We start from the raw sequence: 23,298 nt of genomic DNA, 5'->3' as shown, positions 1-23,298 counted from the left end.
TGTATCGTTGAATAAGCCTCCGTTGAAATATCAATTTCAGTTACGATTGCTCCCAACTTTTTGAATAATTTTCGAGCCGAGCCGACATAACCGGTGTAGCCTTCACGCAACGAAGCTGTTGGAATAAATGCGACTTTCTTATTTTCAATTTCTTCTTTTATCAGACTTCCTACACTTGAAAAGTGCGAACATAAAAATAGTTTCATCAATATTCTCCTTTATAAATACCGATTTGTTACTCACATGATATCATATTTTTTCTTCAATTACATCCACCTAATTTTAATATACTGCCTGTCGACTTGCTTCTGTAACCAGCATCCGGTTAATCTTCTCCTGCATTGTTTCCTTTGCATTTTCATTGAAATGATAACGGACAACATAGACTGTCTGCCCGATTTTCTTTGTAAATGTGTTACCCTCTGTTTTTGTATTCATCATTTTTTCCATAATCATTTTTCCTTTCTTTTGGAGCCCCAGCAGAGAGTCATTCCATTGGTCTCTGTCAGAACATTATTCTTTAAATCAGGCCCAAAATGGGCACTTCCAGTTTCACAGGCTACCTATATATAGCCTTTTCATTTTTGCTTGAAAAAAGCCTTGTGATCACAGCACTTTTTTAACGTAAAAAGCGTTTTAATATGATACAGCCAACGACAAGAAGCATATCTAACAAATATCATTGTCTATCACTTCTGTTTTCTCTGCCGATATCTCTCTGGTTAATGCCTAATAATCTTCCCTGCCAGACAAGACGATAAGTACAGCGTTTGCTTCTATCGTGTTTCCAAATACTTTCTTCCATCATACGATGGTTCTTCATCAAGTTCCAGTCCGTGACGTTTACAGATATCTAAAAACATTGTCCGGCAGGCAGAATCGGCTGCAAATTCAAAATTTTATTATTCAAAATAAATAAAAATGGATTCCACCAAAATACCCATCACCAAAAATGTACCGGACACTTCTATTCATTATATTTGCACCAACAACTTGAAGTTATCTTCCTGCTTACGACTTTCCAACAACATAAACTCCAAATATCATTTTGATAATATAAAGATACTTCTTTCTTACCCCAGAGCAAGATCCACCTGTGTTTAACAATATTGTCTTTCCGACAAATGTTCTTTCATCAAGTTTTTATCTTGCTGGGGATTCCCCAAACCCATTCTTTCTATTTATGCCGAGGTTACTGTACACATTAGAGCAAGATCCACCCCGGTAATACCATATCGCTATTTTAGCAATACGGCATTTTTCGGATGTTGGAATCTTGCTGAGGATTGTGCTCCCCAGTTCCTCACATTCAGCATAAATATATAATTGGTTCCTCGAATTTCTTCGGTCACAGCACAGGGAGAAAAAATAGGCTAAACAGCCCTATATCCCTGTGAAATCACCATGTGATTAAAAAATAGCAAGGACAGGAAGTGTGGATACACTTCCGCAAAATTGCCAATTTCGGAGCCATATCCAAAATTGAAAAATACATAAAAATCAAAAATCCGAAACCTTACTCGATATCCAAATTTATAATTTTTACAGATTACAAAAAAACCAATATGAAAATTTTACAAATTTTGTAACACATGTAAAATTCCCATATTGGTTTTCATTCATCTTTTATGGATTTGGAATATTCTATGTTTTCAAATATTTTACTTTGAGCAAAAAACAGCTCTATAAACTTTTATCATTGCATTTTCTGGTATAATTTCATCAACTCTCCCACACAATCTGCTTCCGTCATTTTTGTACTAAAGCCATACGCAGCCATAACAGCTTTATCATTTGCAGTATGTGCTCGTCGTAACTCGGCTGGCATTGTTAAAGGATCATATAAAGCCGCAAGATTACTACTAGGATATAATGTTCTTGCTTTCAAAATTTCCTGTGCCGATTTTTCAATTTGTTCCCGATTCTTCTCCGTTACTACAGGCCACGGAAAATTGTTATACACTATTGTGTTTGAATAACTATAATCACTTTTTAATCTTCCACACACTGCTCGCATCCATGCCATGTGAACATTCGACATCAATACACCAAATTCATAAAATGATGCATTGGGCATAGTGAATAATTTGTCTCCCGGAATAATTTCACCATCTAAATAATCCATTGGAATATATCTACGATTCTGAGAAGAAACTTTGGGAATCGCAATATATTGATTTTTATGTTCAAGTATTGATGCAAATAAAGTTGGATTCTCAGCCGCTTTTTTTGTGTTCGCTCTTGTACTACTAAGTCTAAATTCACGTACTTTATTCACTCGTTCTAATATCATCGGACATTTTTTTAATAATCCAGGATCAGCTCCAACAAGCCAAATACAATATCTCGGCTTTCGATCAATAAAATCTTTTCCCATCATATAATGTCTAAAAAACGGAGAAGCCTGTGGTTCTTTTTCCAAAAACTCTTCCTTTTCCTCTTCCGTCAATATTAAAAATCCACCATCAATTGCTTGCCCACCTAATGCTATTTCAGGAACATTACACAATGGTTTCATTCTTTTTTCAATGAATATATTTTCTGCATCAAGCAAATATCCATTAATATTATTCGCCGGAATTGCGTTCTCACCTGAATAAATTATTTTCTGCTTATTATTTACAGCTCTGCTAAAGCCAACAATTACACAATGAACATGCGCTTTTATTGACGCTTCACTATCCCATATAAATGTTCTGTATGCAAAATCAATGTGTACACCTGATTCAAAAAGCGGTTTCCAGAGAATCGAAACACTTTCTCCCTGTGTAATTGAATTAGTTGATACCAATGCTGCTCTGATATTATAATTTCCCATATAGTCAGCCGCTTTTTTATACCAGCAACTAACATAATCAAGATTTCCTATACTCTTCCATCCTTCAAATATCTTCTCAACATCTTCCTTCTGCTCCGACGCCATCCAACGTGCTCCTACAAATGGCGGATTTCCCATTATAAACGATAATTTTTCTGCAGGAATTACATCATTCCAATCAATTCTTAATGCATTTCCTTCTGTAATATTTACATATGTCTTTAAAGGAAGAAAATCGTCATTAAATCCATACACAATATTTTTCGTTTCTTCCAACATTTGAGATTCTGCAATCCATAAAGCCGTTTTCGCAACTGTAACTGCAAAATCGTTAATCTCTATTCCATAAAATTGCTGAATAGAAACTCTAATTGGATTATTTACCTCTACCAATGTCATTTGTCCGCCAACTTTTTCCTTTATCACCTCATTCTCCAAACGACGAAGCGACAGGTATGTTTCTGTAAGGAAATTTCCGGAACCACACGCAGGATCAAAAAATGTAAGTGATGCCAATTTATTTTGGAATTCTTCCAATTTTTTATCTCTGGTACGCTTCACTTGAATTGCTCTAATACTATCAAATTCCTTCTGCAAATCTTCCAAAAAAAGAGGACTAATAACTTTATGAATATTTTCAATAGATGTATAATGCATTCCTCCCGAACGTCTGGTCTCAGGATTTAATGTAGATTCAAATACCGCTCCAAATATAGTTGGAGAAATATCACTCCAGTCAAAATCTTCTGACGCTTTTGTAAGAAGTAATTCTTTAATTTTCTCTGTAAAAGGTGGTATCTCAATAGTTTCATCAGCAAATAACCCACCATTTACATACGGGAACTGAGCAAGTTCTTCCTCTAAATACTCGTCTCGCTCTGATACAGGTGTATCCAATATCTTAAATAATTCTATTATAGCTCTCCGGCAATCCTTTACTTCATATGTTTCCAAATAATCATGGAACATATTTCTCTTTCCAAAAATACCAGCATCTTCTGCATACAAGCAAAAAACAATTCGCACACATAAAGCATTCAGGCTCTTTAGTTTATGCTCTCTTTTTTCTCTCTGCTCAAGTGTTTCATCCTTTTCCTTAATATCTGGTATACGATATTGTTTTAAAAACGCATCATAAATAAGCCCAACAATACCTCCTGCTTTTATTGATACTTCCATTTCATGCGATATTGTCTTTACTTCCTTTTTCACCAAGAAGTCCAACAATGGATATTTGCTTTGTAATTCATCTAAAGCAATCTTTGTCGGTTCTGGCTGTTTCTGGTTCATATCATAAATCCAAATTTCAGCAAAATTTGACGTAACAATCCACCGAGCTCTTTCATCAAAAGTCAGCTTTCCATTATATCTGTCTGCCTGTTCAAATGGAGTAAGATCAACATCTCCTGAATTCCTGATTTTCTGATCCAATGCTTTTCCAAGACTCTTCTGTTCAATAATTACTCGTGTTTCAGGAATATACACATCAATACGTTTTGTATTTCCATCAATTACAACTTTCTTTTCAAAGTTCAAACGTTCTGTCACATTATCCATTCCCAAAACATTCGTCAATAAATCAATCCAATAAGAACGTCCATCTTCATCTTCTTTCCCTTTTCCCATCCATCGGTTTACAAATTGACGGGCAGCCTCTCTTTGTTCTGCATCTGTCATGCTTTTTTCCTCCTAAATAATCGTGCATTCACAAATCTTTCTCCGACTATTTTTACATATCATATCCACAGTATATCATAAAATTATTACAGAACAGCATTCATATATCATTATTTGTATTGTGTCTGCACACAAGGAACTTCTACCGCCAAATCATAATAATATTGATACATGATCATGTTATCTTTTGCTTCTATATACACTCTCTGAGCTTCTTTCAGCAAGTTATTCCAAATATCTTTCCATTCACTAGGAGCCGAATCTAAAAACCACATATTATTAAATGACATTTCTATCGTCCCCCATAAATCATCTTCTTTACGCTCAGTTTTTATATTCATCTGCATATTTCGTGCAATTTCCAATGCATCTTTTTGTAAAAAAGTGAATTTCACTACTTTTTGAGGATCTGGAACTTTCTTAAAACGACGCATATGAGCTTCTGCCTTTTTAATAATTGTTTCCAATTGTTCATCATGCCATTTTTTATCCTCTAGTATCTCTTCTTCTGACATTTGCGCTTTTTCTTCATTAATTTCTCTTTGCATTTCTTCCAATTCATGCTGTGCAATATCATAATATTTCTTTTCAATCACCATAATCTCTCAACTCCATAAAAAAAGAAACAGTCAACATTTTCGTTACAACTGTTTCCTTTATTTTTGAAGTCCCCGGAGCATTTGTATCACTACATTCTGTTCTTTTTCATCAAGATTATTCCAAATATTCAGAACCTCTTGTTGTGATTCTGATAAGCTTACTGGAACATCCATTCCGGCAAAGAATTGTGCCATTGTTACTCCCAGTGCATCACATATCTTTTCTACAGTAGGCATAGTTGGTAAACTTTCTTTAGCAATAATTTTTCCAATCGAAGATTGAGATATACCAGTCAATTGTGACAGCCGATATTTACTCATATCACGTTTTTTACATAAAGCTATAATATTGTCCGCAATATAATCCTCTGTACGCAAGTAAATACACCTCTTTCCGATAGTAGTTACCTTAATTGTAACTAGAAATCCGCAAAATTATTAGAGATGTATCTTACAAGTATTTACTAAGGGAAACAGTAGTATTAAAACAAAAAAATAGAACTATATAAAGTTGTATTCCATTAATGTCAGCTTATTATCTAAATGCTCATATTCTCTTTGTATTTCTTCAATTTTATCATATAGTTTCAGCACTGTCGAACCCTTTATCATTTTATTCTCTTGGCACATCTGCCGGAATTTTTCTTTGTACTCCCGCAGTACTCTTCCTTTTTCCTCTAATTCCTCCAGTGTTTTGATTTCCTCTTTATCTGCCATGTATTTTCCTCCCAGACATAATTTTTAATACATAAATGATAACCCTTTTTTCGCTGTTGTTCAATTACAACTTATCGCCTTTTTCTCCCATCAATCGACAATCTTCTTTTTGCTATATACATATGATATACTTCTCTTTATACAACTAATTGCTGTTGTATAGCTCACCATTTTTTCTATCTACAACACAAGAAAGTCAAGTTGTGATGGAAAGGAGGTGAGGACATGGAAATAAATTATGCACTTATAGGCAAACGTATAAGAGAAACCCGCAAACAACGAGGATTATCTGCCGAGGAGCTGGCTGAAATTGCTGATCTTTCTACTGTTTATATAAGCTATATTGAAAATGCCAAGCGTAAACCCAGTTTAGAATCTTTAATCAAAATTAGCAACGCACTTGAAATTACTATTGATGAATTACTCTATGGGAACTTGTTATACAATCCTACGGAATATCAAACTGACATTGATTTATTAATGGCAGATTGTACCAGCACTGAAAAACGTTACATATTCGAGGTTCTTTCAGCCATAAAAAACATTTTACGAATCAATGATTGGCATCTATCCTCAAAACACAATTACGATGCTGATAACCCGAATGATTATTAAATCATTCAATAACAATCAAATATCTATTTCTACATAAACCATCCGTTAATCACTTAACCGATGGTTTATGTCTTTTTCAATCCAAAAATTCTATGATAGTTATATCAACTATAAAGGATGTCGCTATTGATGAAAGAAAGTGAAGAACGAAGCAGTAATATTGATGAACAGAAAGCCAGAATCCGGCAAAGATACAAAGGTATTGATCCAGAAGAACTGGAAGTAATTCCGGCACTTCCACCAGAGGATATTTTTAAAACAGAAAAAAAACTACGAGTAGCTGTATATGCAAGGGTATCTACGGATGATCCACGCCAAACATCCTCATATGAATTACAGAAAAATCATTATCAGGATGTAGTAAATAAAAATCCGAATTGGATGCTTGTAGAAATATATGCCGACGAAGGCATTTCCGGCACTTCGCTTCAACATAGAGATGCATTCAAAAAAATGATTGAAGATTGTGAAGGCGGAAAAATTGATTTAATCATAACAAAAAGTGTATCCCGATTTGCAAGAAACGTTGTTGACTGTATCCGATATGTACGAGAGCTTTCTTCACTCCGTCCACCCGTCGGTGTATTTTTTGAAACAGAGCATTTAAATACTCTTGATCCCAAAAGCGAAATGATTCTGTCATTCATGTCAACACTTGCGCAGGAAGAAAGTCATACCAAAAGTGAAATTATGAATTCTTCCATTGAAATGCGTTTTCGTCGGGGAATATTCCTTACACCTCCTCTGCTCGGATATGACCAAGACGAAAATGGAGATCTTGTAATCAATCCACATGAAGCTAAAATTGTGCAGCTTATTTTTTATATGTATCTTAATGGAAGTAGTACTCAACAAATTGCTGATTCTTTGACAGAACTCGGTTGTAAAACAAAAAAGAATAATGATGTCTGGTCATCCAGTACCATACTACAAATCCTTCAAAATGAACGCCATTGTGGGGATGTTCTGGCGAGAAAAACATGGACTCCGAATTATCTTGACCATAAATCAAGGAAAAACAATCAAGACCGTAATCAATACAGAAAAGTCGGACATCATGAAGCTATTATCTCCCGAGATGATTTCATAGCTGTTCAAAAATTAATTACAAATGCGAAATATGGAAATAAAGAGATTTTACCAGAATTACATGTGATACAAGAAGGCTCTCTAAGTGGATTTATAAGCATTAATCCAAGATGGTCTGGATTAATCCAGAGACTACTTTGAAGCATCTCAAAGCGTCCTTAAACCGGCAAATATGAATGCACCTGATACAATTACTGCTTCCGCCGGTTCCTTCGATTTAAGAGACTATGAAGTTGCTAGAGGACAATTTTTCTCCTCGGTTGGTCGGATTTCTGTTTCTTTTTCATATAAACAGATCTCTTTTAACAAAGATGCTATACGGAAATTTCCAAACATAAAATTTGTCGAAATGCTAATACACCCGAGCTCAAAACTACTTGCTATTCGACCATGTTCCTCTGAAACAAAAAATAAAGTGCAGTGGTCACGTCTCAAAGATGGTCAACTTATTCCAAAACCAATTTCCGGTGCTGCATTTTTGCCAACATTATACGAGATATTTAAGTGGGACAAAAAATGCAAATATAGAATATTAGGAGTTGCCCACCAAAAAGACAATGAAAATGTCTTATTTTCAACATGGACGATACAGAAATACGAATCCCGACAAGTACCAACGAAGTATCCGCCCCCAATAACAACACGCCTGATACAATATCTGATTCTAAGAGTGTGTTAGCTTATCCTGCCGACTGGATGAATAGCTTCGGTAATAATTACTATACTCAGTCTCAAGCGCCAGAATTAACAGAATTTACAGTGGACAAAAACTGGCAAACTGCTTCAGAAAGTAAACCTTATAAAGAACCCGAGCTACAAACCACTCCCAAAGAAACCATTATACAAAATATAAAGAATATTATTACAGAAATTAAAGGAGACACCCAATGAGCGAGCAACCTATAAATCAATGGAATATGACTACAGAACCTTCTGATATGATGAAAATCAACACACCTATGCCAATAACAGTCGCACCCAGCCCCTCAAATCAAATGGAAGTCATTGACGATGATTCTTTCAGCTATGACGGTTATCAAGTTGTACGTGGCGAATTCTTCGCTCATATTTACGAACCTTCGTTTACGTTTAATAACTACAAGGTATCTGTAAATACCGCCTGCATAAAAAAGCTACCCGATGTCGAATATGTGCAAATATTAGTCAATCCCATTGAAAAAAAACTGGCTGTCCGTCCCTGTCGAGAAGAAGAAAAAGACTCTTTTCGTTGGTGTTCCTCTGGAAAAAAGCGTTCGCCAAAACAAATCACCTGTCGAATTTTCTTTGCTAAAGTGATATCTCTCATGGATTGGAATCCTAATTATCGGTACAAGATTCTCGGCAAATTAATTCGTTCTGGCAATGAAATACTGTTCATTTTCGATTTAACTTCACCTGAAATATTTCCTCGTACACTAAAAGACAATGGAACTGTAACCACTGCTAGGACACCTTCTTATCCTGAAGAATGGAAGAATCAATTCGGTATTCCAGTGGAAGAACATCAGAAATCAATGCAAGTCAATATATTTGAAGGCTACGCAGTATTTGACATACAAGAAAAGAAGAAGGCAACTGATAAATCCATAGAAAAAGCAAAAGAACCATCAACAGCAGAAAGTGAGGAAAAATCCTATGAACAACAAACACTCTTCCCATCCACTAATATGTATTGACTTTAAAAAGAATCGTATACGAATCCACCGCAATACACTCCGTCAAATTGGTAACCCAGAATATATTCAACTTCTTGTTAATCCTGATCAAAAAATGATAGGTATAAAGGCTAGTTGTGCAGAGGATAAATTGGCACATAAAGTTAAGGATTATTTTGTCATCAATGGTAACAGTTATGAATTGTACAGCCGAGAATTACTATATTCACTTTCCCAGCTTAACCTTTCTTGGGAGAAATTTAACATTTTTCGTTTAGAAGGCAATATTTACCCAGATAAGAAAATAGCTCTATTTTCCATGGATAACATCATCACAAAACTGCCACAAACAGAATTCAAATCAGAAATAATGGGAGATGAGTATGCGCAATTATAGTATATATACATTAAAACAAAACTAGAATTCACCAATTTGTATCAATATCTCAGTGAAAAAGATTATAAACAACTTGAGCAACAGATATTATGTCATTCCTATCACACCCCCATCTGCACATGGAATGGTATTGTCATTAATGGTATAGAAGCATATGAATTATTTCGTAAACACAGTATTCCTTTCCGAATAAAAAGACTCCATTTTTCCAGTAAAGAAGATGTAATTTCATGGATATGTACTGACCAACTTAAACGAGAGGATTTAACCAATATCAATAAAAAATACCTGATTGGGAAAAAATATGATGCTGAAAAAATTTTAGTTTCAAGACAACTTTCATCTACGAATAAATCTCATATTTCCGGTGCAAGCATCGCAGCAAAAAAAATATCCGAAGAATGTAATGTAGCAATGGCTACCGTTTACAAATATTCTGCTTACAGTAGTGCACTAGATATAATTGATGAAAAAGTTCCGGATCTTGTCAAACGAGTTCGTTCTGGTCAGCTTTGGATTTCCCAAGCTAATATTATTGAACTTTCAGGATTATCAAAAGAGCAGCTTTTAAGTCTAAATAACTACCTTCTTGCCGAAAAGATAGAACATCTCAGTTATCATGATATGAAAAGGGAATTACTGTGGAATAATTACGCCAAACCGATATTAAAGAAAGAATCTTCCGTTTCTATTCCATCTATACGCAATCTGCCACAATTTGATCCAGATGCGGAAATTGCAAGTCTTACGTTGACGATTCCCTCATGGAACAGTTCTATCGAAAGAGTATTAAAAGTTTCAGATTTTAAAATTGCATCTGATACAGCAAAATATAAGCTTAAATATCAGCTTATGTGCCTAATATCAACCACAAATAATATTTTGAAAAAATTGGAGGAAATATAATTATGGATGGAAATACCGAAGATTTACAAAAGTTTGTTCCCCAAGTGCATTTTGAGCAAATACCTATTAAAAATTTATGTTCAAATCAAGATTACCAACGTAATCTTTCTATCAAACACGTTCAGCGTGCTGCAGCTAATTTTGACCTTTATCAGATAAACCCTGTAAAAGTAAGTAGACGTGATGGGATAAATTATGTGTTCAACGGACAACACACTATAGAAATTGTCGCTCTCGTCTCTGGATCAAGAGAAACTCCTGTCTGGTGCATGGTTTATGATGATCTTGTTTACACTCAAGAAGCAGATATTTTTGCAAATCAGATGAAATATGTCAAATCGTTACTACCTTATGAAATATTCATGGCTAATATTGAAGCTGGTAATGATAGAGAACTTATTATTCGTGACCTTGTTGAATCATATGATCTCTCTATTACTTCTTCCTCTCGCCCCGGAGGTATATGTGCTGTATCCACTTTAATTAATATCTATGAAAAATATGGTTTTCACACTCTTGATCGTGTTTTACGCCTTTGCGTTGCCACATGGGAAGGCGCGCCTATGTCCTTTAGCTCCAATATGCTTAATGCTATTGCCCGTCTGGATAATGCTTATGGAGAAACAATGAAAGATGACACATTTAAAGAAAAAGTAGGACGTGTCTCTGTCAGAGAAATCAGTCGTACTGCCAGAGAACGTCGTGCCGGTTCATTAGGGTTTGCAGAAGCTCTTTTACTAGAATACAATAAAAAATCCAAGTATTCACTTCCTTTTGAGAAATTATACACTCATAAAACACCCAAAAAAAGAGAACAATCAACTGAAGATGAATCCGGTCAAAGTTCCACTCCAGAAGGTCAGTTAGATTTATTTTCTACGGATCAGGACAATACTCAGGCTCTGCCAAACGAATAGCGCAGAGCCTTCAGCCTTCGTTCTATCCATACTTTCAAAAGAATACCCTACTCTAAGACTCCCTTTCATGCAAGCACTATTTTATCTTATTCCAAATTCATCATCCGCTCCATCCGCCACCTTATATATGAATATCCATTCCAAATATTTGCTTTTACCGGATACTCTTTCCTGTAAACAAATACAGTGTGATATTTAACAAAATGCATTCTACACCAGTTATGTATATCCTTCATATATATGTTATTTATACCGTTCACCCACTGTTCTAAAAACCATATGTCTTTATCTGACAATAACTCCATTATGAACAGTACATTATAATATTGAATGACACCTACTCTCTTCCTTTCCTCTATTAACCTTTTACACAATAACCTATACTTAATGTTCATATCGTTCCTATGCCTTCCCTCTAATCTATATTTTCCATCCTTATATACGTTATATATATAATTGTTATATAGTACATATAATTGCCTGCAGGACATCCAGTGCTTCTGCCCCACGGCATTCCCCGACGATAATCCGGTTTGGCCGCATACGAAGTGCGCTTTTTATCAAATCCCGGATGGTAATCTCCTCTGCCCCCGGAAGCTTGATATCCCGGCTCTCCAGACGCACCAGATTGGGCAGCCCAAGCAACTGCAGCTCCGCTGAGTCCTCAATGGTAACCACACGTTCTTCTTTTGGAATAAATTCCGACAGGGCATTTAGAAATGTTGTTTTGCCGCTTCCTGTTCCTCCTGACACAAAAATATTATAACCGGCACATACCAGATGCTTTAAAAAATCTGCCACTTCCCTTGAAATAGACCCCCATTCTATCAGTGTCTGCATCCGGACAGGCTCTTTGGGAAAACGGCGGATGGACAACGCTGTTCCATCTATGGCAATAGGTTTTAAGACAATATTTACCCGGGAGCCATCCGGCAGTCTGGTATCTACAATAGGATGTAATTCATTTACCATACGGTTACTGCCTCCTGCAATCTGCTGTATGACATCCTGAAGCTTTTCTTCTGATGTAAAGTGTTTATCCCACTGATAAAGCCTCCCTGCCTTTTCATAAAAGATTCCTTTGGTCCCATTTACCATAATTTCCGTAATGTCAGCATCCTCAATAAGCTCCTGCAAAATATCCAGCCTCCGCAGGGAATGAAAGATTTCCCGAATCAGATTCTGCCGCATGGAAATACTCATAGGCATTCTATGGCTGTCTTCTTCCAAAGTCTTTTGCACCAGTTCTAAGATTTCTTCATCTTCCATGGTTCTTGAAATGTCCATCCGTTCCATTACCTGATGCTTCAAGCGTTCCTTTAAATTCTCCTTTGTCTCCATCTGAATGCCTTTCCCCCATACATCTTCTTACGCATTTACTTATGTACTTTCTTATCCATTTCCTTATCTACTTCTTTCCTAAGGCATTTCTTTTTCATTGTCTTCTTCTCTTTCTATTTCCTGTGCTATCCACTCTTTGAAATAGCCTGCTGCTGCAACCGGATTACCGGAATTTTCATATCTTTCACCTGTCTGCAATCGTTCCGGAATCTTTATAATCTGAATCTTTCCTTTTACTTCCTGTGACATAAGCTGTTGCTCTACCGTATCCATTCCATATTCCTGCTTTAAAAATGCATACACCCTGTCACACTCTTCGATAATTCTTCCCGTATCAGCAAGCTCCGGCTGTATCTCTAATATCACATAATCAAAGGACAATTCCTGCCATATAATTTCTAAAAGCCTGTGATAATCCTGTGCTTTTACTTCACCCAATAAAACTGCCTGTTCTACCGGAACCATAATGCCAAGTTCACCCACAGTAGTAATTCCGCTCATCACACTGGCACCCCCATTGGTACTTCCAAGCCGGAGGGATAGCAGAACATCGGATAAATTATGGCTTTCTTCCATTTCCGGCAGCTTCATGCCGCAATATCCTCTGGTATTAATGTATAAAACCTTTCCCTTCTCTGCCAAAACCTGTGCCACAGCCAGTCCTGCCAATAAAGACAGCCCGTCATACCAGGGTGACAGCAGTCCTATGGTATGACCCTTCCTGCTTCCCCGCAGACAGATTTCCGTTGGATGCTCCGCCAGTAATGCATACATTTCCTGCAGGATGACATTGGCAGACTGATACTTATAAATATGTGGCAGTGCTGCCTCTCTTGCTCCCAGCCGCTCTTCTGCTAGACATACCATTTCTTCCTTTAAAGGAAGGCTTTCCGCTTCTTTTAATATTCCTGAATTAATCAGCCAGATATCTCTTTTTTCTCCATTTAAATCTGCCTCCACACTGTTCCAGTCTGTATATACTTCCGCCTTTGCCACATTTCCTGTCTCCAGCAGATATTCTGCCAGTTTATTTCCATAGGCACTGTCCGCATCGCAGATTGCAATTGATATCTGATTCATTACACCACCCCCAATGTCAGTAAATAGCCGCCCAGTACCGCCGGTGCCAGATGCATGCAGGAATCATCCATACCGGACTGCTCCCGATAAGGCACCCACTGTTTTCTCACCAGACTGCTCTGCATATAAGTTCTAAAATACAATATACGCTGTATTAATGTTCCCTGCCTTATCAGCCGGAACAATCCGTATACTGCTGCCAAACATAAGGAAAAAATAATTGTGTGAAGCACAATAGAATAATCTGTCATGCAGGAGAGTGCCATAAAAAGCTTAATGTCTCCGGCTCCCATTGCATGCATCAAGAATAATAAATAGAATAGAATCACGGGAATTAACATCATTACTGTTACCAGTATAATTCCCTTTTCTCCTTCTCCCCGGATATGTGCTGCATATCCTGTCATCACCCCCATGCCCGTCAGCCAGTTCGGTATTTTTGACTTCCATAAGTCAAAGCAAACTGCCAGTCCAAGCATAATTATCACTAGTATTGTTATAATTCCTTCCCCCTTCGCTGTAATCGCATTATACGATGTCCCCATGACCTTGTACATGTCGAATTGGGAAAGTTTTTTCTTTCGTCACATTCCACAAATATTACATCAGACGATATGCCATAATTCCATAAAGCAGGGTAAATCCTCCTGCTCCCAGCAGTCCCACCGTTGTAAGGCTCCATGGATTCAGTCCCACCATAACGTCTATGCCATTCTTCGAAAGCAGCTGGTTGCAAAAGACAATTGCCACCGCTCCTGCTGCCATCCGGACAACAAAATTTAAGACAAGGTCTGCCCTCTGTTTTAAGATTCCGATAAACAAAACCAGCAGACAAATGCCTATAATCACCATAATTCCTGTTTCTTTACTCATTACACTGCTTAAAATCCTTTTCAAGTATCCATTTCCTTACCATTAACATATTTTTCTGCAAAAAAAATATTCCTTTTTTTGTATAGATTGGATTTTTCTGATTATACTTAGTAAAAAGAGGATTTATTTTCCATAAAGAAAGTGGGGATCGTATTGTTTGGAATTGTAAAAAACACACCTGCGCCGGATGCCGGCTACCGCTTACTTTTAGATGATTTAAACCGGACAAAGAATGACTTAGACTTCGCATATGCGAATTTTCAGAATGTTGTAGAACCGGATCTGATTGATGCCTATATTTATGAAGTAAATGCCATGCAGCTGAAATATAAATTTCTGCTACGCCGCTTAAAACAAAAAACAGAGGATTCTTACGCGAAGATCCTCTGGAAGTATCTGACTCCTGAAAATTTTCATTTAATTGTTCTTTTCCATACGTCATACCCGCATATACCTGCTGGGTATTGTGCATTAAGGGTTCTGAGGTATCCTGCTTTGCGACCTCGCAGAAGGCCTGATACAAACCGCTCAGAACTCTTTTTGCATGGGCAATGCCGTCACCGCTCTGCTGATACATACTGCGCATCAGCTCTCTTCTGCAATAGGAATAAAGCGGATAAAGCTGTGGGGAAAGTTCATATTGAAAATTCAATGCCGCCTGAAGTTCTCCAATCACTGCATCAGCTTTCCGGACGGCTTCTTTGTATACATCAAAATCTTTTTCCTTCAGATTTTTTTCTGCTTCATCAAGATAAGAAAAGCAGATATCATATAAAACCACTACCAGTTCACTGCGGTTACTCTGGGTAATCCTTCTGGTAAAGTCCTGCTTCGTTCTACTATCCATGACAGTCTCCTTTGATTACTGAAGTAACTGTAATACCTGCTGTGGAATGTCATTTGCCTGAGACAATACGGAAATTGCTGCCTGGGACAATACATTCTGCTGTGTATAATTGGTCATTTCCTCTGCCATATCTACATCTGAAATACGGGAAAGTGCAGATGTCATATCCTCGCTGGTCTCATCAAGACTTCCTACAGTAGAATCCAGACGGTTCTCACAGGCTCCGATGGCAGAACGTACAGAAGATACTCTTGCCAGTGCATTATCTAATGCAACGATTGCCCGGTCTGCTCCGGTTACGGTTGTTACATCCAAATCATCCAGATATAAGGTCTCGGTATCAATCTCCGGAATATCTACTTTAATGGTCTGGTTTTCATTGGCTCCTACCTGAAGATCCATGGTTCCAATATCGGTCACTTCTAATTTAACAGTGCTTCCCGCGGCAAGTCCGCTCTTGGTAAGAAAGGACATTTCAAATCCATCACGGTCTGTAATGGTTACTTTATTGCCATCGACTGCTGCAGTTGCAGTGGTTGAAAATCCGCTTCCTGCAGCATGAATATCTACCTCAGCATTGGTTCCGTAAGATACTGCCGGTGTCATGGAATTAAATCCAAGCTGTGCTGCCAACGCAGCATCGCTGATTGTGATTTCTACTTTGCCTGTCTCGCCATATGCAGTGGATTCAAAGGAAAGCTTACCGCCATCTGCTTTTACGGTAGTCTCGCCTAACTCACCGGCTGTTCTGATTTTCTCAAAGACCTGCTCGTAGGTATCGGTTGCTTCTATTTCTACGGATGAACTGTTAATTTTCATTTTACCGGACACACCGATTGTTGCTGTCATATCATTAAATGCAACGGTATCTGCATCCTTCTTTGCAGTCTCAGCTGCCTGATTGATGGTTACGGTATAATCTGCTGCGGTTACATTACTGGATACTGCCATTCTTGTAGCGTTGGTTCCATATACTCTTCGCTGGATGCTGCCATCCAGTAAGGATTTGGTATTGAACTCGGTATCCTTGCTGACACGGTTAATTTCTTTCTTTAATTCTTCTACTTCCTGCTGAATTGCTTTCTTATCATCCGGTGTATTGGAATCACTGGCTGCCTGTACAGAAAGCTCACGCATTCTCTGTATCAGGGAAGTCACTTCATTTAAGGCTCCATCGGTTGTCTGTAATACGGAAATACCATCAGACGCATTCTGGGATGCCTGGTCAAGTCCTTCAATCTGTAAATTTAATTTATTGGAAATTGCCATACCTGCCGGATTATCTTTGGAATGATTAATCTTTAATCCGGAGGACAGACGCTCCATTGCCTCGGTTACTTTATTTTCTGTACGCAATAACTGTTTATTTGTAATTACAGCTGACATGTTATGGTTTACTTTCATTTATCCTGATTCCTTTCTTCCATTCATGCCCGCATCCTTGCGGTCTATCGACGTTCCATGTCTTATGTATTGTATATCGGACTACCTTTCTAAGGACTTAACCGCTTTTAGGAAACTTTCTGCCATTCCATAAAGCGTCTTTGTCTGGATTTCCATATCCGAAGGATTTTTTTCTTCCGGCTTGTCTGGATTTTTAGAAAAAGCTTCTGTGTTGTGACGGATTCCGTCTTTCTTTATTTCTCCGGTCATATAGCTGATGCTGACTTCCTGTCCCGGCTCCTGTGCAAAAAGATTTTCCCACTCTTTCGCATAGCTTTCAAATAATGCCGTTGTCTCTTTGGATTCTGCTGCAATATAACCGGAAATCTTTTCCTTGCCGGCACGAGCTGCGCTGCCACTCTTCCCAACCGGTCTGTCTCAAAAACAATATCCACCAGACCTTTCTTTTCTTCACCACGGACAATCTTAAGTGAAACGTTACAGGTCTCGCCCTGTACCAGCACCGGAACTGCATATTCTTCTTTCTTTGCTGCCGCACTTCCCAATGCAATCTGGGTATGCATCATTTTCAGTTCCTGCAAATCAAGGCTTGTAAGATTATCCTCCGACATCATCATGGTCTTCATGACATTCTCTGCGGTATCTGCCAGCTTCCGCTGAGCCTCTGCCATTTCCTTCGGTGTCTTAACTGCCTCTGCAAAATCAGAAAATATTTTTTCTTTGATATTTTCCAGTTCCTCTGACAGATTTTCGCTCCGGTCTGCCATCTTAAACAGACGGTTAAATACCTGATTCCGGTTATTCATATAATCTGCCGCTGCAAGCACCCGGTTGACGGTTGCCGGCATATCAAGCTGTTCTAACCACTCATAGACTTCCTGTGGTGCCGCTGCTGCCCGGGACAGCTCCTGTACCTGTTCCTTCCGGTAAGCTGCCTCTGTTTCTTCTTCCTGCTCCACTTCTTTCATGGCATCTGCAAGTTCTTCCGGTGTCATGGAAAGCCATTTTTCATCTTCCATAAATGGTGCAATCTTCTCCGGTACCAGTCCGTCTTTCACATCAGAAAGCCTATTCTTCTGGTACGCTCCCTCAATCTGTTCCGTAATGGAAATGCCGGCTCCTTCTTTGGTCTGTACGCCTCCAAAATCATCATCTACCTGATAATCCATGGCACTATGCTTTGCGGAACGAACCTGGGTCAGAAGTCCACGCAATGTAATATCTCCGCCCTGCTGCAGCAAGGCTCCGATTGCTGCGCCGTCTGTCTTTTCTACCTGACGGATCAGCCGGTATACACCGATATAAGCACTTCGTTCTTCTTCGCTGATTTCCTTATTCTGCTCTAATTTATAAAGGTATTTACTGAATTTTTCCTCTTCGGTAATGCCCTGTTCTTCCTGAATCTGCTCAGATACGGTATTTATCTCTTCAAAGCTCATATCCAGTGGATTCATGCCTTCTTTTATCATGGTACGAACAACTGCCGGTTTTAAATGGTCAAATGCCCGCTGCACTTCTTCATCCGCAGCTTTCATTTCCGCAATATTTTCCGGTGTCAGCTCCATCTGGTTATAAGCTAAGATTCTGACGGCACGCTGATTTCCATAGCTTGTTTCCAGGTCTAAATCCTTTAAAATATCATCCACATTGCGGAATGCCTTGGAAATGGAATCTCCCATGTCCTGACGAGGTGCGGTCATCATAGTCTCATATCGTTCTCCTGCCTTTTCAAAGGTATCCTTTAAGGCAGCTCCATCTTCATAGAGACTCTGCAATGTTGTTTCATCTACCGGATGGATTCCAAGAGCATATGCCGGCATCGCTTTTAATGCTTCAGATGTGTCCATGACATTCCGGAACAATGCCACATCCGCTTCCTTTGGTACAATGCCATCCCCGGAAAGGAGTCTGCTATAATATTCATTTTCCTGTGTTTTCAGTTCTTCCACCAGCTGGGACAATTCCATGGTATCAATGGAAATTCCTTTTTTCAGTAAAGAAAGGTTCGCTTCACTGGTCATTTTCAGTCTGGTTTCCTCTAACTGTCTTCTTGCAGTCAGAAGGTCTAAGCCGCTTTTCGTATAAGCTGTTTTATCCGCTGCCGCTGAAACTTTTGTGTCCTTGTTCTTTATCTCATCCGCAGCTTTTTTCAGATTCTCAATAGTAAGCGGTTCTCCGGAATTTACCACATAGGCAAGTTCCTCATCCGTTACATTGGTAATGACGTCCAATGCATCCTGTGCCTGATCCTTGAAATCATTTCCGGAAAGTACGACATCCTGCGGACGGATTCCATCGGAAATTGCCTCTGCCGATACCGTTATGATTTCTTCTTCGCCAAGTGGAAGCTGTAACTGCTGTAAAGTGGATAACTTTTCCAAATTCTCTGCAGTCAGTGGAATACCATTTTCAATGAGCCATCTGCCATCTGCCATATTCTGCTCATTGACATCCATGCCGCTTTCGGATATTACGGCTTCTATCTGCTGCTTTAACGCATCATAATCAAGGTCTGTCATCTGCTGGATTCCGGCATAGGTTGCACTTCCGGAAAATTCTGCTTTGTACAAATTGGCAGTGGTAACCGGCAGTTCATTATCCAGCATATATTTCATGCTTCCTTCATCCGGTGTATGAAGTTCTTCCATCATATTGGCAGTCTCTGTAATATCTTTTACATTATTCTCTGTCACCGGGATATTTACGGTATTCAGGGCTGATTCTATATGCTGTGCCATTGCAGTGCTTCCTGCCATCGCTTCAATCTGGGCATCACTGAGTCCGTCCCCGAAATAGCTGATGTCTTCTCCTGACTTTGCCAGACGCATCTTCATCTTATCGGTCTCGGTTACTACCGTTGGAATCTCCGTATCCGTCAGGGAAAATCCATCCTCTTCCATTGCTTTTACATCTTTTCCCGTAGTATGGTCTGATGCAAAAAGCATCTCATTTTTCATCTGGGTTGCGTCCAGATTGGATGCCTGCTCCTTAATCTTCTCTAAGGCATTTCCCTCTTTTTCCGGCTTTCCATAAGTCGGCTGCTCTAACAGACGGTCTGCCTTTCTGTCTTTTTCTATTCTTACGATGGATGCATCCTTCTTCGCAGCTGCCACATTGTCCTGTCTGGCGTTTCCTGTCACCACTACATTGGCATCCATTTTCTGATTCTGTTCTATCCGCATGAAATTCCTCCATTTTCACGGTCTGTCCATATGTCTTACTAATTTATTATGTCGGATGATTCCGCGGAAAACTTAAGGATTATCCGGAAATGCCCTTGGCAAAAATGAAAAGAACTCCGGTGATTACTTTATATTTCAAGTAACCTCCAGAGTTCCGGTATCTTTCTATATTTTTTATTCTGCCTCTGTGTCTTTTATCCAGCTTAGAATTCCACGATTACGGTCTCTTTCTGTACCGCATCCATTCCAGTATGAATCTTCATATCCGGATATTCATCGCCATTGGTAAATACAAGAATACAGGTTTTTTCGTATCCGTGTGCCTTAATTTTTTCCGGATCAAATTGCAAAAGCTTGTCTCCTGCTTTTACCTTTTGTCCCTGTTTTACAAAATACTTGAAACCTTCTCCCTGCATATTTACGGTATCGATTCCTTCATGAATCAGAATCTCTGCACCGTTGGAAAGCGTCATTCCAACCGCATGTTTCGAATCATCCATTAATAAAGATACTGTTGCGGCACACGGAGCGGTAACAATATTTCCTTCCGGCTCAATTGCCAGTCCATCACCTAACGCCTTTGAGGAAAATACCTCATCCTTTACTTCTTCAATCGGAATTACTTTTCCCGACAGATATGCTTTCAGAACCGGTGTCTGGTTCTCTTCTGCAGAATTTTCTTTATTTTTAAAAATGGAAAACATCTCTATTTCCCGCCTTTCTTTTCTTTTTTCACTTCTATGCTGCCAAGCCTGGTTGGTTTACATAACTATAGACAACATCCTTGTCTTTCTACTGCTCTTTGCTTTCTTTTATGAAATACGCCTTTTCCTTTGTCTCCTTTTCATTGCTTTCATAATCAAGCTGATACAAAAATGAAAACATGCAATCCAATATAAAATGGAATGCGCTATATACCGCAAACGTATCTATTTTCTCTTCATAAGAGCCCTGCTCCTGGATGTCCACCAGAATGACTTCCTGACACATTTTCGCCACGGAGCTGTCCGGAGTTGCCGTAATTCCTACGCAGTATCGTTTATTCTTTTTCAAAAGCTTTAAGCTTTCTACCACATCCCGGTTTTCGCCGGACTGGGAAATTGCAAGATTGATGGTGTGCTCCGTTGCTGTCAGCGCATAGCCCGGCAGGAAACAGGAACTCATCGTCAAGTTTACTATTTTACCAAAACGCAGCATTTTCTGTTGAAATTCCAGTGCTACGGTAGCAGATGTACCCACACTGAAAACATTAATCATATCAGCTCTGCTCATCCGCTGTACAATGCGGTGCAGCTGGTTATAATCAAATCCAGACACTGTTTTTCTTATAGTCTCCTTATTTAATTTTGCAAGTTTCCTTGCTATCTGTTCAAAAGAGTCATTCCCTGAAAAAGGATAGTTTGCATCTACTACGCCCTGATTTGCAAATGCTTCATATTCTGAATAAAACAGAATCTGAAATTTTTTATATCCATCCAGTCCCAGCTTTCTACAAAATCTTGTAATAGTAGACGGCGACGAAAAAGTCGCACGTGCCAAGGACTGAATGGACATATTCTTTACATCAAACCCATTTTTCATCAAATAAGCCGCAATACTTTTTTCAACATCTGTAAAGTCTGCCTGCTTCATCAGTTTTTCTATAATCATAGCATTTCCCTTTCTTCCGGCAGCCTTTGCCAAATAATTTTACATTTATTTTAGCAGAGAATCCACCGGAAAAAAAGGGAAGATATTGTAAATTACCAGGAATATGCTTTGCGGGTTCCCCGCATCAATTATATTCTAGTCATATTCTTTTACTTTACCGCTCTTAAGCAGGAATGCTGTAATTCCGAATCCCAAAACAATGGATACGATAATTCCTACGCAGTACATTGGGAAATTGACACATCCAAACCAGCCACTGAAAGCAAGCAGTCCTGAAAAGGAGAAGTTTGTTGCTGCAACACCGCCGATTCCAAGAACTAATCCTGCTGCTGCACCGGAAACAATCATTGTTCCAAGCAACCATTTGCTTCTTAAAATGATACCGTAAAGTCCAGGCTCTGTAATACCGCAAAGTGCATTGGTAAATGCTGCTGAACCTGCAGTTGTCTTGTCTCCTGCATTTTTTGCAAATACTGCCACTGCAAGGCAGATTCCAAGTGCTGCGTAGTTACCCATTCCACCTGCTGCCAGTGCCGGCTCAAAGCCCTGCTCTGCCATAATTCCAAGGAGAATCGGAGTAACTGCCCAGTGCATACCAAGAAGGATTACCAAGGAGAATAATCCACCAAATACAATGCCTACAAGAATCTTGCTTGCGCTTACTACACCGTATACAGCATTAATTCCGTTTGCAACAAGTCCGCCCAGTGGTCCAAATACAAGAATGCTAAGTGGAACAAATACAATCAAACATAAGAATGGAACAAGGATAAACTGCACTACCTGTGGCAAAATCTTTTTCAGCCATTTTTCAAAATAACTCATGCAGAATATTGCCAGTAAAATCGGGATAAAGGAACCGCTGAAATTATATGTGGTAAAGTTAATTCCCAATAAGGAAGCTTTCTCACCGGTTACCAGAAGGTCTGCTACGCCAGGATACATAATGGATGCACCCAGTGTTACGGCTACATATGGATTACATTTAAAATGCTTTCCTGCTGTAAATGCCAACAGAATCGGGAAGAAATAAATCAGCGAATAAAAAATAGAATAAAAGGTCTGGTAAGTAAGACCTGTGCTGTCTACTACGCCAAGGTTTGCCAGTAATCCAATTAATCCGGATGCGATACCACCGGTTGCCAGAATCGGAATATACGGTGCATATACATCGGACATCATTTTTGTAAATCTGTCTAAAAGTCCGACTTTCTTCTTCCCGTCATCCACAGCTTCTGCTGGATTTTCTGCTTTTAATTTGGATTTCAGTGCCGGAACTTCTGCAAGCTGTGCATAAACATCACCTACATTTGGTCCGATTAATACCTGATAATATCCGGAGCCGATTAAGGTTCCCAGTACACCTTTTACTTTCTTTAAGGAGGCCTGATCAAATTTTGCTCCATCCTTTAATGTAAAACGGAGTCTTGTTGCACAGTGAATACAACTTTCAATATTATCTGTGCCACCCACGCCGGCGATAACCGCCTGAATTAATTCTGAGTAGTCTTTCATTCGTATTACCCCTTTC

Annotated in this window: 23 protein-coding genes and 2 pseudogenes; 8 read left to right on the top strand and 17 right to left on the bottom strand. The window is 38.8% G+C overall.

Annotation, left to right across the window (positions count from 1 at the left end):
• The 6 genes from DW059_RS10890 to DW059_RS10865 all read right to left on the bottom strand — a co-directional run.
• Positions 1-206: Type 1 glutamine amidotransferase-like domain-containing protein (locus DW059_RS10890; RefSeq protein WP_158552054.1), on the bottom strand; the 206-nt coding region annotated here is incomplete at its 3' end.
• 76 nt (positions 207-282) lie between these two features.
• Positions 283-450: a transposon-encoded TnpW family protein gene (locus DW059_RS10885; protein ID WP_015513594.1), complete on the bottom strand. Its 168-nt coding sequence runs from the start codon at positions 448-450 to the stop codon at positions 283-285.
• A gap of 1,246 nt (positions 451-1,696) precedes the next feature.
• Positions 1,697-4,495, bottom strand: coding sequence for a DNA methyltransferase (locus DW059_RS10880; RefSeq protein WP_117592868.1), 2,799 nt, complete (start codon positions 4,493-4,495; stop codon positions 1,697-1,699).
• Positions 4,496-4,605: 110 nt separating this feature from the next.
• Positions 4,606-5,094 (bottom strand): chemotaxis protein CheY, encoded by a 489-nt coding sequence (locus tag DW059_RS10875; RefSeq protein WP_117649579.1) that lies wholly within the window; start codon positions 5,092-5,094, stop codon positions 4,606-4,608.
• Between the two features lie 57 nt (positions 5,095-5,151).
• Positions 5,152-5,472 (bottom strand): helix-turn-helix domain-containing protein, encoded by a 321-nt coding sequence (locus DW059_RS10870; RefSeq protein WP_013976760.1) that lies wholly within the window; start codon positions 5,470-5,472, stop codon positions 5,152-5,154.
• A gap of 123 nt (positions 5,473-5,595) precedes the next feature.
• Positions 5,596-5,811, bottom strand: coding sequence for a hypothetical protein (locus DW059_RS10865; RefSeq protein ID WP_013976761.1), 216 nt, complete (start codon positions 5,809-5,811; stop codon positions 5,596-5,598).
• 225 nt (positions 5,812-6,036) lie between these two features.
• Here DW059_RS10865 and DW059_RS10860 point away from each other — a divergent pair, with 225 nt between their 5' ends.
• The 7 genes from DW059_RS10860 to DW059_RS10835 all read left to right on the top strand — a co-directional run bounded on the left by DW059_RS10860 (position 6,037) and on the right by DW059_RS10835 (position 11,390).
• A complete protein-coding gene (locus tag DW059_RS10860; protein ID WP_008374249.1) occupies positions 6,037-6,426 on the top strand; it encodes a helix-turn-helix domain-containing protein in 390 nt (129 codons plus the stop codon).
• A 129-nt stretch (positions 6,427-6,555) separates the two neighbouring features.
• Positions 6,556-7,656, top strand: coding sequence for a recombinase family protein (locus tag DW059_RS17320; RefSeq protein WP_330408393.1), 1,101 nt, complete (start codon positions 6,556-6,558; stop codon positions 7,654-7,656).
• A gap of 438 nt (positions 7,657-8,094) precedes the next feature.
• Positions 8,095-8,406: a hypothetical protein gene (locus DW059_RS17315; protein ID WP_330408392.1), complete on the top strand. Its 312-nt coding sequence runs from the start codon at positions 8,095-8,097 to the stop codon at positions 8,404-8,406.
• Positions 8,403-9,191: a hypothetical protein gene (locus DW059_RS10850; protein WP_055145192.1), complete on the top strand. Its 789-nt coding sequence runs from the start codon at positions 8,403-8,405 to the stop codon at positions 9,189-9,191. Before DW059_RS17315 ends, DW059_RS10850 begins: the two co-directional genes overlap by 4 nt.
• On the top strand, positions 9,151-9,567 hold the full coding sequence (locus DW059_RS10845; RefSeq protein WP_044999283.1) for a hypothetical protein: 417 nt from the start codon (positions 9,151-9,153) through the stop codon (positions 9,565-9,567). The genes DW059_RS10850 and DW059_RS10845 overlap by 41 nt, the downstream gene beginning before the upstream one ends.
• A 36-nt stretch (positions 9,568-9,603) precedes the next feature.
• Positions 9,604-10,473 carry a hypothetical protein gene (locus tag DW059_RS10840; protein WP_242986210.1) on the top strand — a complete coding sequence of 290 codons (870 nt, stop codon included), beginning with the start codon at positions 9,604-9,606 and terminating at the stop codon, positions 10,471-10,473.
• Positions 10,474-10,475: 2 nt separating this feature from the next.
• A complete protein-coding gene (locus tag DW059_RS10835) occupies positions 10,476-11,390 on the top strand; it encodes a DUF6551 family protein (protein ID WP_117592861.1) in 915 nt (304 codons plus the stop codon).
• Positions 11,391-11,849: 459 nt separating this feature from the next.
• Here the strand turns inward: DW059_RS10835 and DW059_RS10825 are convergent, their stop codons facing one another.
• From DW059_RS10825 to DW059_RS10810, 4 genes are all read right to left on the bottom strand, one after another.
• Entirely contained in the window at positions 11,850-12,731 is an 882-nt protein-coding gene (locus DW059_RS10825) for a CpaF family protein (protein WP_117698788.1), read from the bottom strand.
• Between the two features lie 78 nt (positions 12,732-12,809).
• Positions 12,810-13,811 carry a hypothetical protein gene (locus DW059_RS10820; protein WP_117698787.1) on the bottom strand — a complete coding sequence of 334 codons (1,002 nt, stop codon included), beginning with the start codon at positions 13,809-13,811 and terminating at the stop codon, positions 12,810-12,812.
• A complete protein-coding gene (locus DW059_RS10815; protein WP_158552112.1) occupies positions 13,811-14,356 on the bottom strand; it encodes an A24 family peptidase in 546 nt (181 codons plus the stop codon). The genes DW059_RS10820 and DW059_RS10815 overlap by 1 nt, the downstream gene beginning before the upstream one ends.
• A 55-nt stretch (positions 14,357-14,411) precedes the next feature.
• Positions 14,412-14,684, bottom strand: coding sequence for a pro-sigmaK processing inhibitor BofA family protein (locus DW059_RS10810; RefSeq protein WP_117698791.1), 273 nt, complete (start codon positions 14,682-14,684; stop codon positions 14,412-14,414).
• A gap of 141 nt (positions 14,685-14,825) precedes the next feature.
• Here DW059_RS10810 and DW059_RS17645 point away from each other — a divergent pair.
• Positions 14,826-14,984: pseudogene (locus DW059_RS17645) on the top strand (DUF2508 domain-containing protein); the annotation flags it as partial.
• Positions 14,985-15,195: 211 nt separating this feature from the next.
• Here the strand turns inward: DW059_RS17645 and DW059_RS17640 are convergent.
• The 7 genes and pseudogenes from DW059_RS17640 to DW059_RS10780 form a co-directional block, all read right to left on the bottom strand.
• Positions 15,196-15,531 (bottom strand): annotated as a pseudogene (locus tag DW059_RS17640) (flagellar export chaperone FliS); the annotation flags it as partial.
• Positions 15,532-15,546: 15 nt separating this feature from the next.
• Entirely contained in the window at positions 15,547-16,935 is a 1,389-nt protein-coding gene (locus DW059_RS10800) for a flagellin N-terminal helical domain-containing protein (protein WP_117698785.1), read from the bottom strand.
• Between the two features lie 81 nt (positions 16,936-17,016).
• Positions 17,017-17,184 carry a hypothetical protein gene (locus DW059_RS15930; protein WP_158552111.1) on the bottom strand — a complete coding sequence of 56 codons (168 nt, stop codon included), beginning with the start codon at positions 17,182-17,184 and terminating at the stop codon, positions 17,017-17,019.
• Positions 17,181-20,117, bottom strand: coding sequence for a DUF6240 domain-containing protein (locus DW059_RS10795; RefSeq protein WP_117698784.1), 2,937 nt, complete (start codon positions 20,115-20,117; stop codon positions 17,181-17,183). The genes DW059_RS15930 and DW059_RS10795 overlap by 4 nt, the downstream gene beginning before the upstream one ends.
• A 203-nt stretch (positions 20,118-20,320) precedes the next feature.
• Positions 20,321-20,821: a PTS sugar transporter subunit IIA gene (locus DW059_RS10790; RefSeq protein ID WP_117698783.1), complete on the bottom strand. Its 501-nt coding sequence runs from the start codon at positions 20,819-20,821 to the stop codon at positions 20,321-20,323.
• Between the two features lie 88 nt (positions 20,822-20,909).
• On the bottom strand, positions 20,910-21,767 hold the full coding sequence (locus DW059_RS10785; protein ID WP_147326046.1) for a MurR/RpiR family transcriptional regulator: 858 nt from the start codon (positions 21,765-21,767) through the stop codon (positions 20,910-20,912).
• Between the two features lie 135 nt (positions 21,768-21,902).
• A complete protein-coding gene (locus DW059_RS10780; RefSeq protein ID WP_117698781.1) occupies positions 21,903-23,282 on the bottom strand; it encodes a PTS transporter subunit EIIC in 1,380 nt (459 codons plus the stop codon).
• Positions 23,283-23,298: the final 16 nt, after the last annotated feature.

Origin of the sequence: Roseburia sp. AF42-8 (assembly GCF_003435965.1) — a bacterium.
Taxonomy (GTDB): domain Bacteria; phylum Bacillota; class Clostridia; order Lachnospirales; family Lachnospiraceae; genus Roseburia_C; species Roseburia_C amylophila.
This window is presented reverse-complemented; position numbering and strand designations above follow the sequence as displayed.

Bases quoted from the DNA above. Each gene is read 5' to 3' on its own strand.
- DW059_RS10885 (WP_015513594.1), bottom strand. From the start codon at position 450: ATGGAAAAAATGATGAATACAAAAACAGAGGGTAACACATTTACAAAG.
- DW059_RS10880 (WP_117592868.1), bottom strand. From the start codon at position 4,495: ATGACAGATGCAGAACAAAGAGAGGCTGCCCGTCAATTTGTAAACCGA.
- DW059_RS10875 (WP_117649579.1), bottom strand. From the start codon at position 5,094: ATGGTGATTGAAAAGAAATATTATGATATTGCACAGCATGAATTGGAA.
- DW059_RS10865 (WP_013976761.1), bottom strand. From the start codon at position 5,811: ATGGCAGATAAAGAGGAAATCAAAACACTGGAGGAATTAGAGGAAAAA.
- DW059_RS10860 (WP_008374249.1), top strand. From the start codon at position 6,037: ATGGAAATAAATTATGCACTTATAGGCAAACGTATAAGAGAAACCCGC.
- DW059_RS17320 (WP_330408393.1), top strand. From the start codon at position 6,556: ATGAAAGAAAGTGAAGAACGAAGCAGTAATATTGATGAACAGAAAGCC.
- DW059_RS17315 (WP_330408392.1), top strand. From the start codon at position 8,095: ATGGACGATACAGAAATACGAATCCCGACAAGTACCAACGAAGTATCC.
- DW059_RS10850 (WP_055145192.1), top strand. From the start codon at position 8,403: ATGAGCGAGCAACCTATAAATCAATGGAATATGACTACAGAACCTTCT.
- DW059_RS10845 (WP_044999283.1), top strand. From the start codon at position 9,151: ATGAACAACAAACACTCTTCCCATCCACTAATATGTATTGACTTTAAA.
- DW059_RS10835 (WP_117592861.1), top strand. From the start codon at position 10,476: ATGGATGGAAATACCGAAGATTTACAAAAGTTTGTTCCCCAAGTGCAT.
- DW059_RS10825 (WP_117698788.1), bottom strand. From the start codon at position 12,731: ATGGAGACAAAGGAGAATTTAAAGGAACGCTTGAAGCATCAGGTAATG.
- DW059_RS10820 (WP_117698787.1), bottom strand. From the start codon at position 13,811: ATGAATCAGATATCAATTGCAATCTGCGATGCGGACAGTGCCTATGGA.
- DW059_RS10815 (WP_158552112.1), bottom strand. From the start codon at position 14,356: ATGGGGACATCGTATAATGCGATTACAGCGAAGGGGGAAGGAATTATA.
- DW059_RS10810 (WP_117698791.1), bottom strand. From the start codon at position 14,684: ATGAGTAAAGAAACAGGAATTATGGTGATTATAGGCATTTGTCTGCTG.
- DW059_RS10800 (WP_117698785.1), bottom strand. From the start codon at position 16,935: ATGAAAGTAAACCATAACATGTCAGCTGTAATTACAAATAAACAGTTA.
- DW059_RS15930 (WP_158552111.1), bottom strand. From the start codon at position 17,184: ATGACCGGAGAAATAAAGAAAGACGGAATCCGTCACAACACAGAAGCT.
- DW059_RS10795 (WP_117698784.1), bottom strand. From the start codon at position 20,117: ATGCGGATAGAACAGAATCAGAAAATGGATGCCAATGTAGTGGTGACA.
- DW059_RS10790 (WP_117698783.1), bottom strand. From the start codon at position 20,821: ATGTTTTCCATTTTTAAAAATAAAGAAAATTCTGCAGAAGAGAACCAG.
- DW059_RS10785 (WP_147326046.1), bottom strand. From the start codon at position 21,767: ATGATTATAGAAAAACTGATGAAGCAGGCAGACTTTACAGATGTTGAA.
- DW059_RS10780 (WP_117698781.1), bottom strand. From the start codon at position 23,282: ATGAAAGACTACTCAGAATTAATTCAGGCGGTTATCGCCGGCGTGGGT.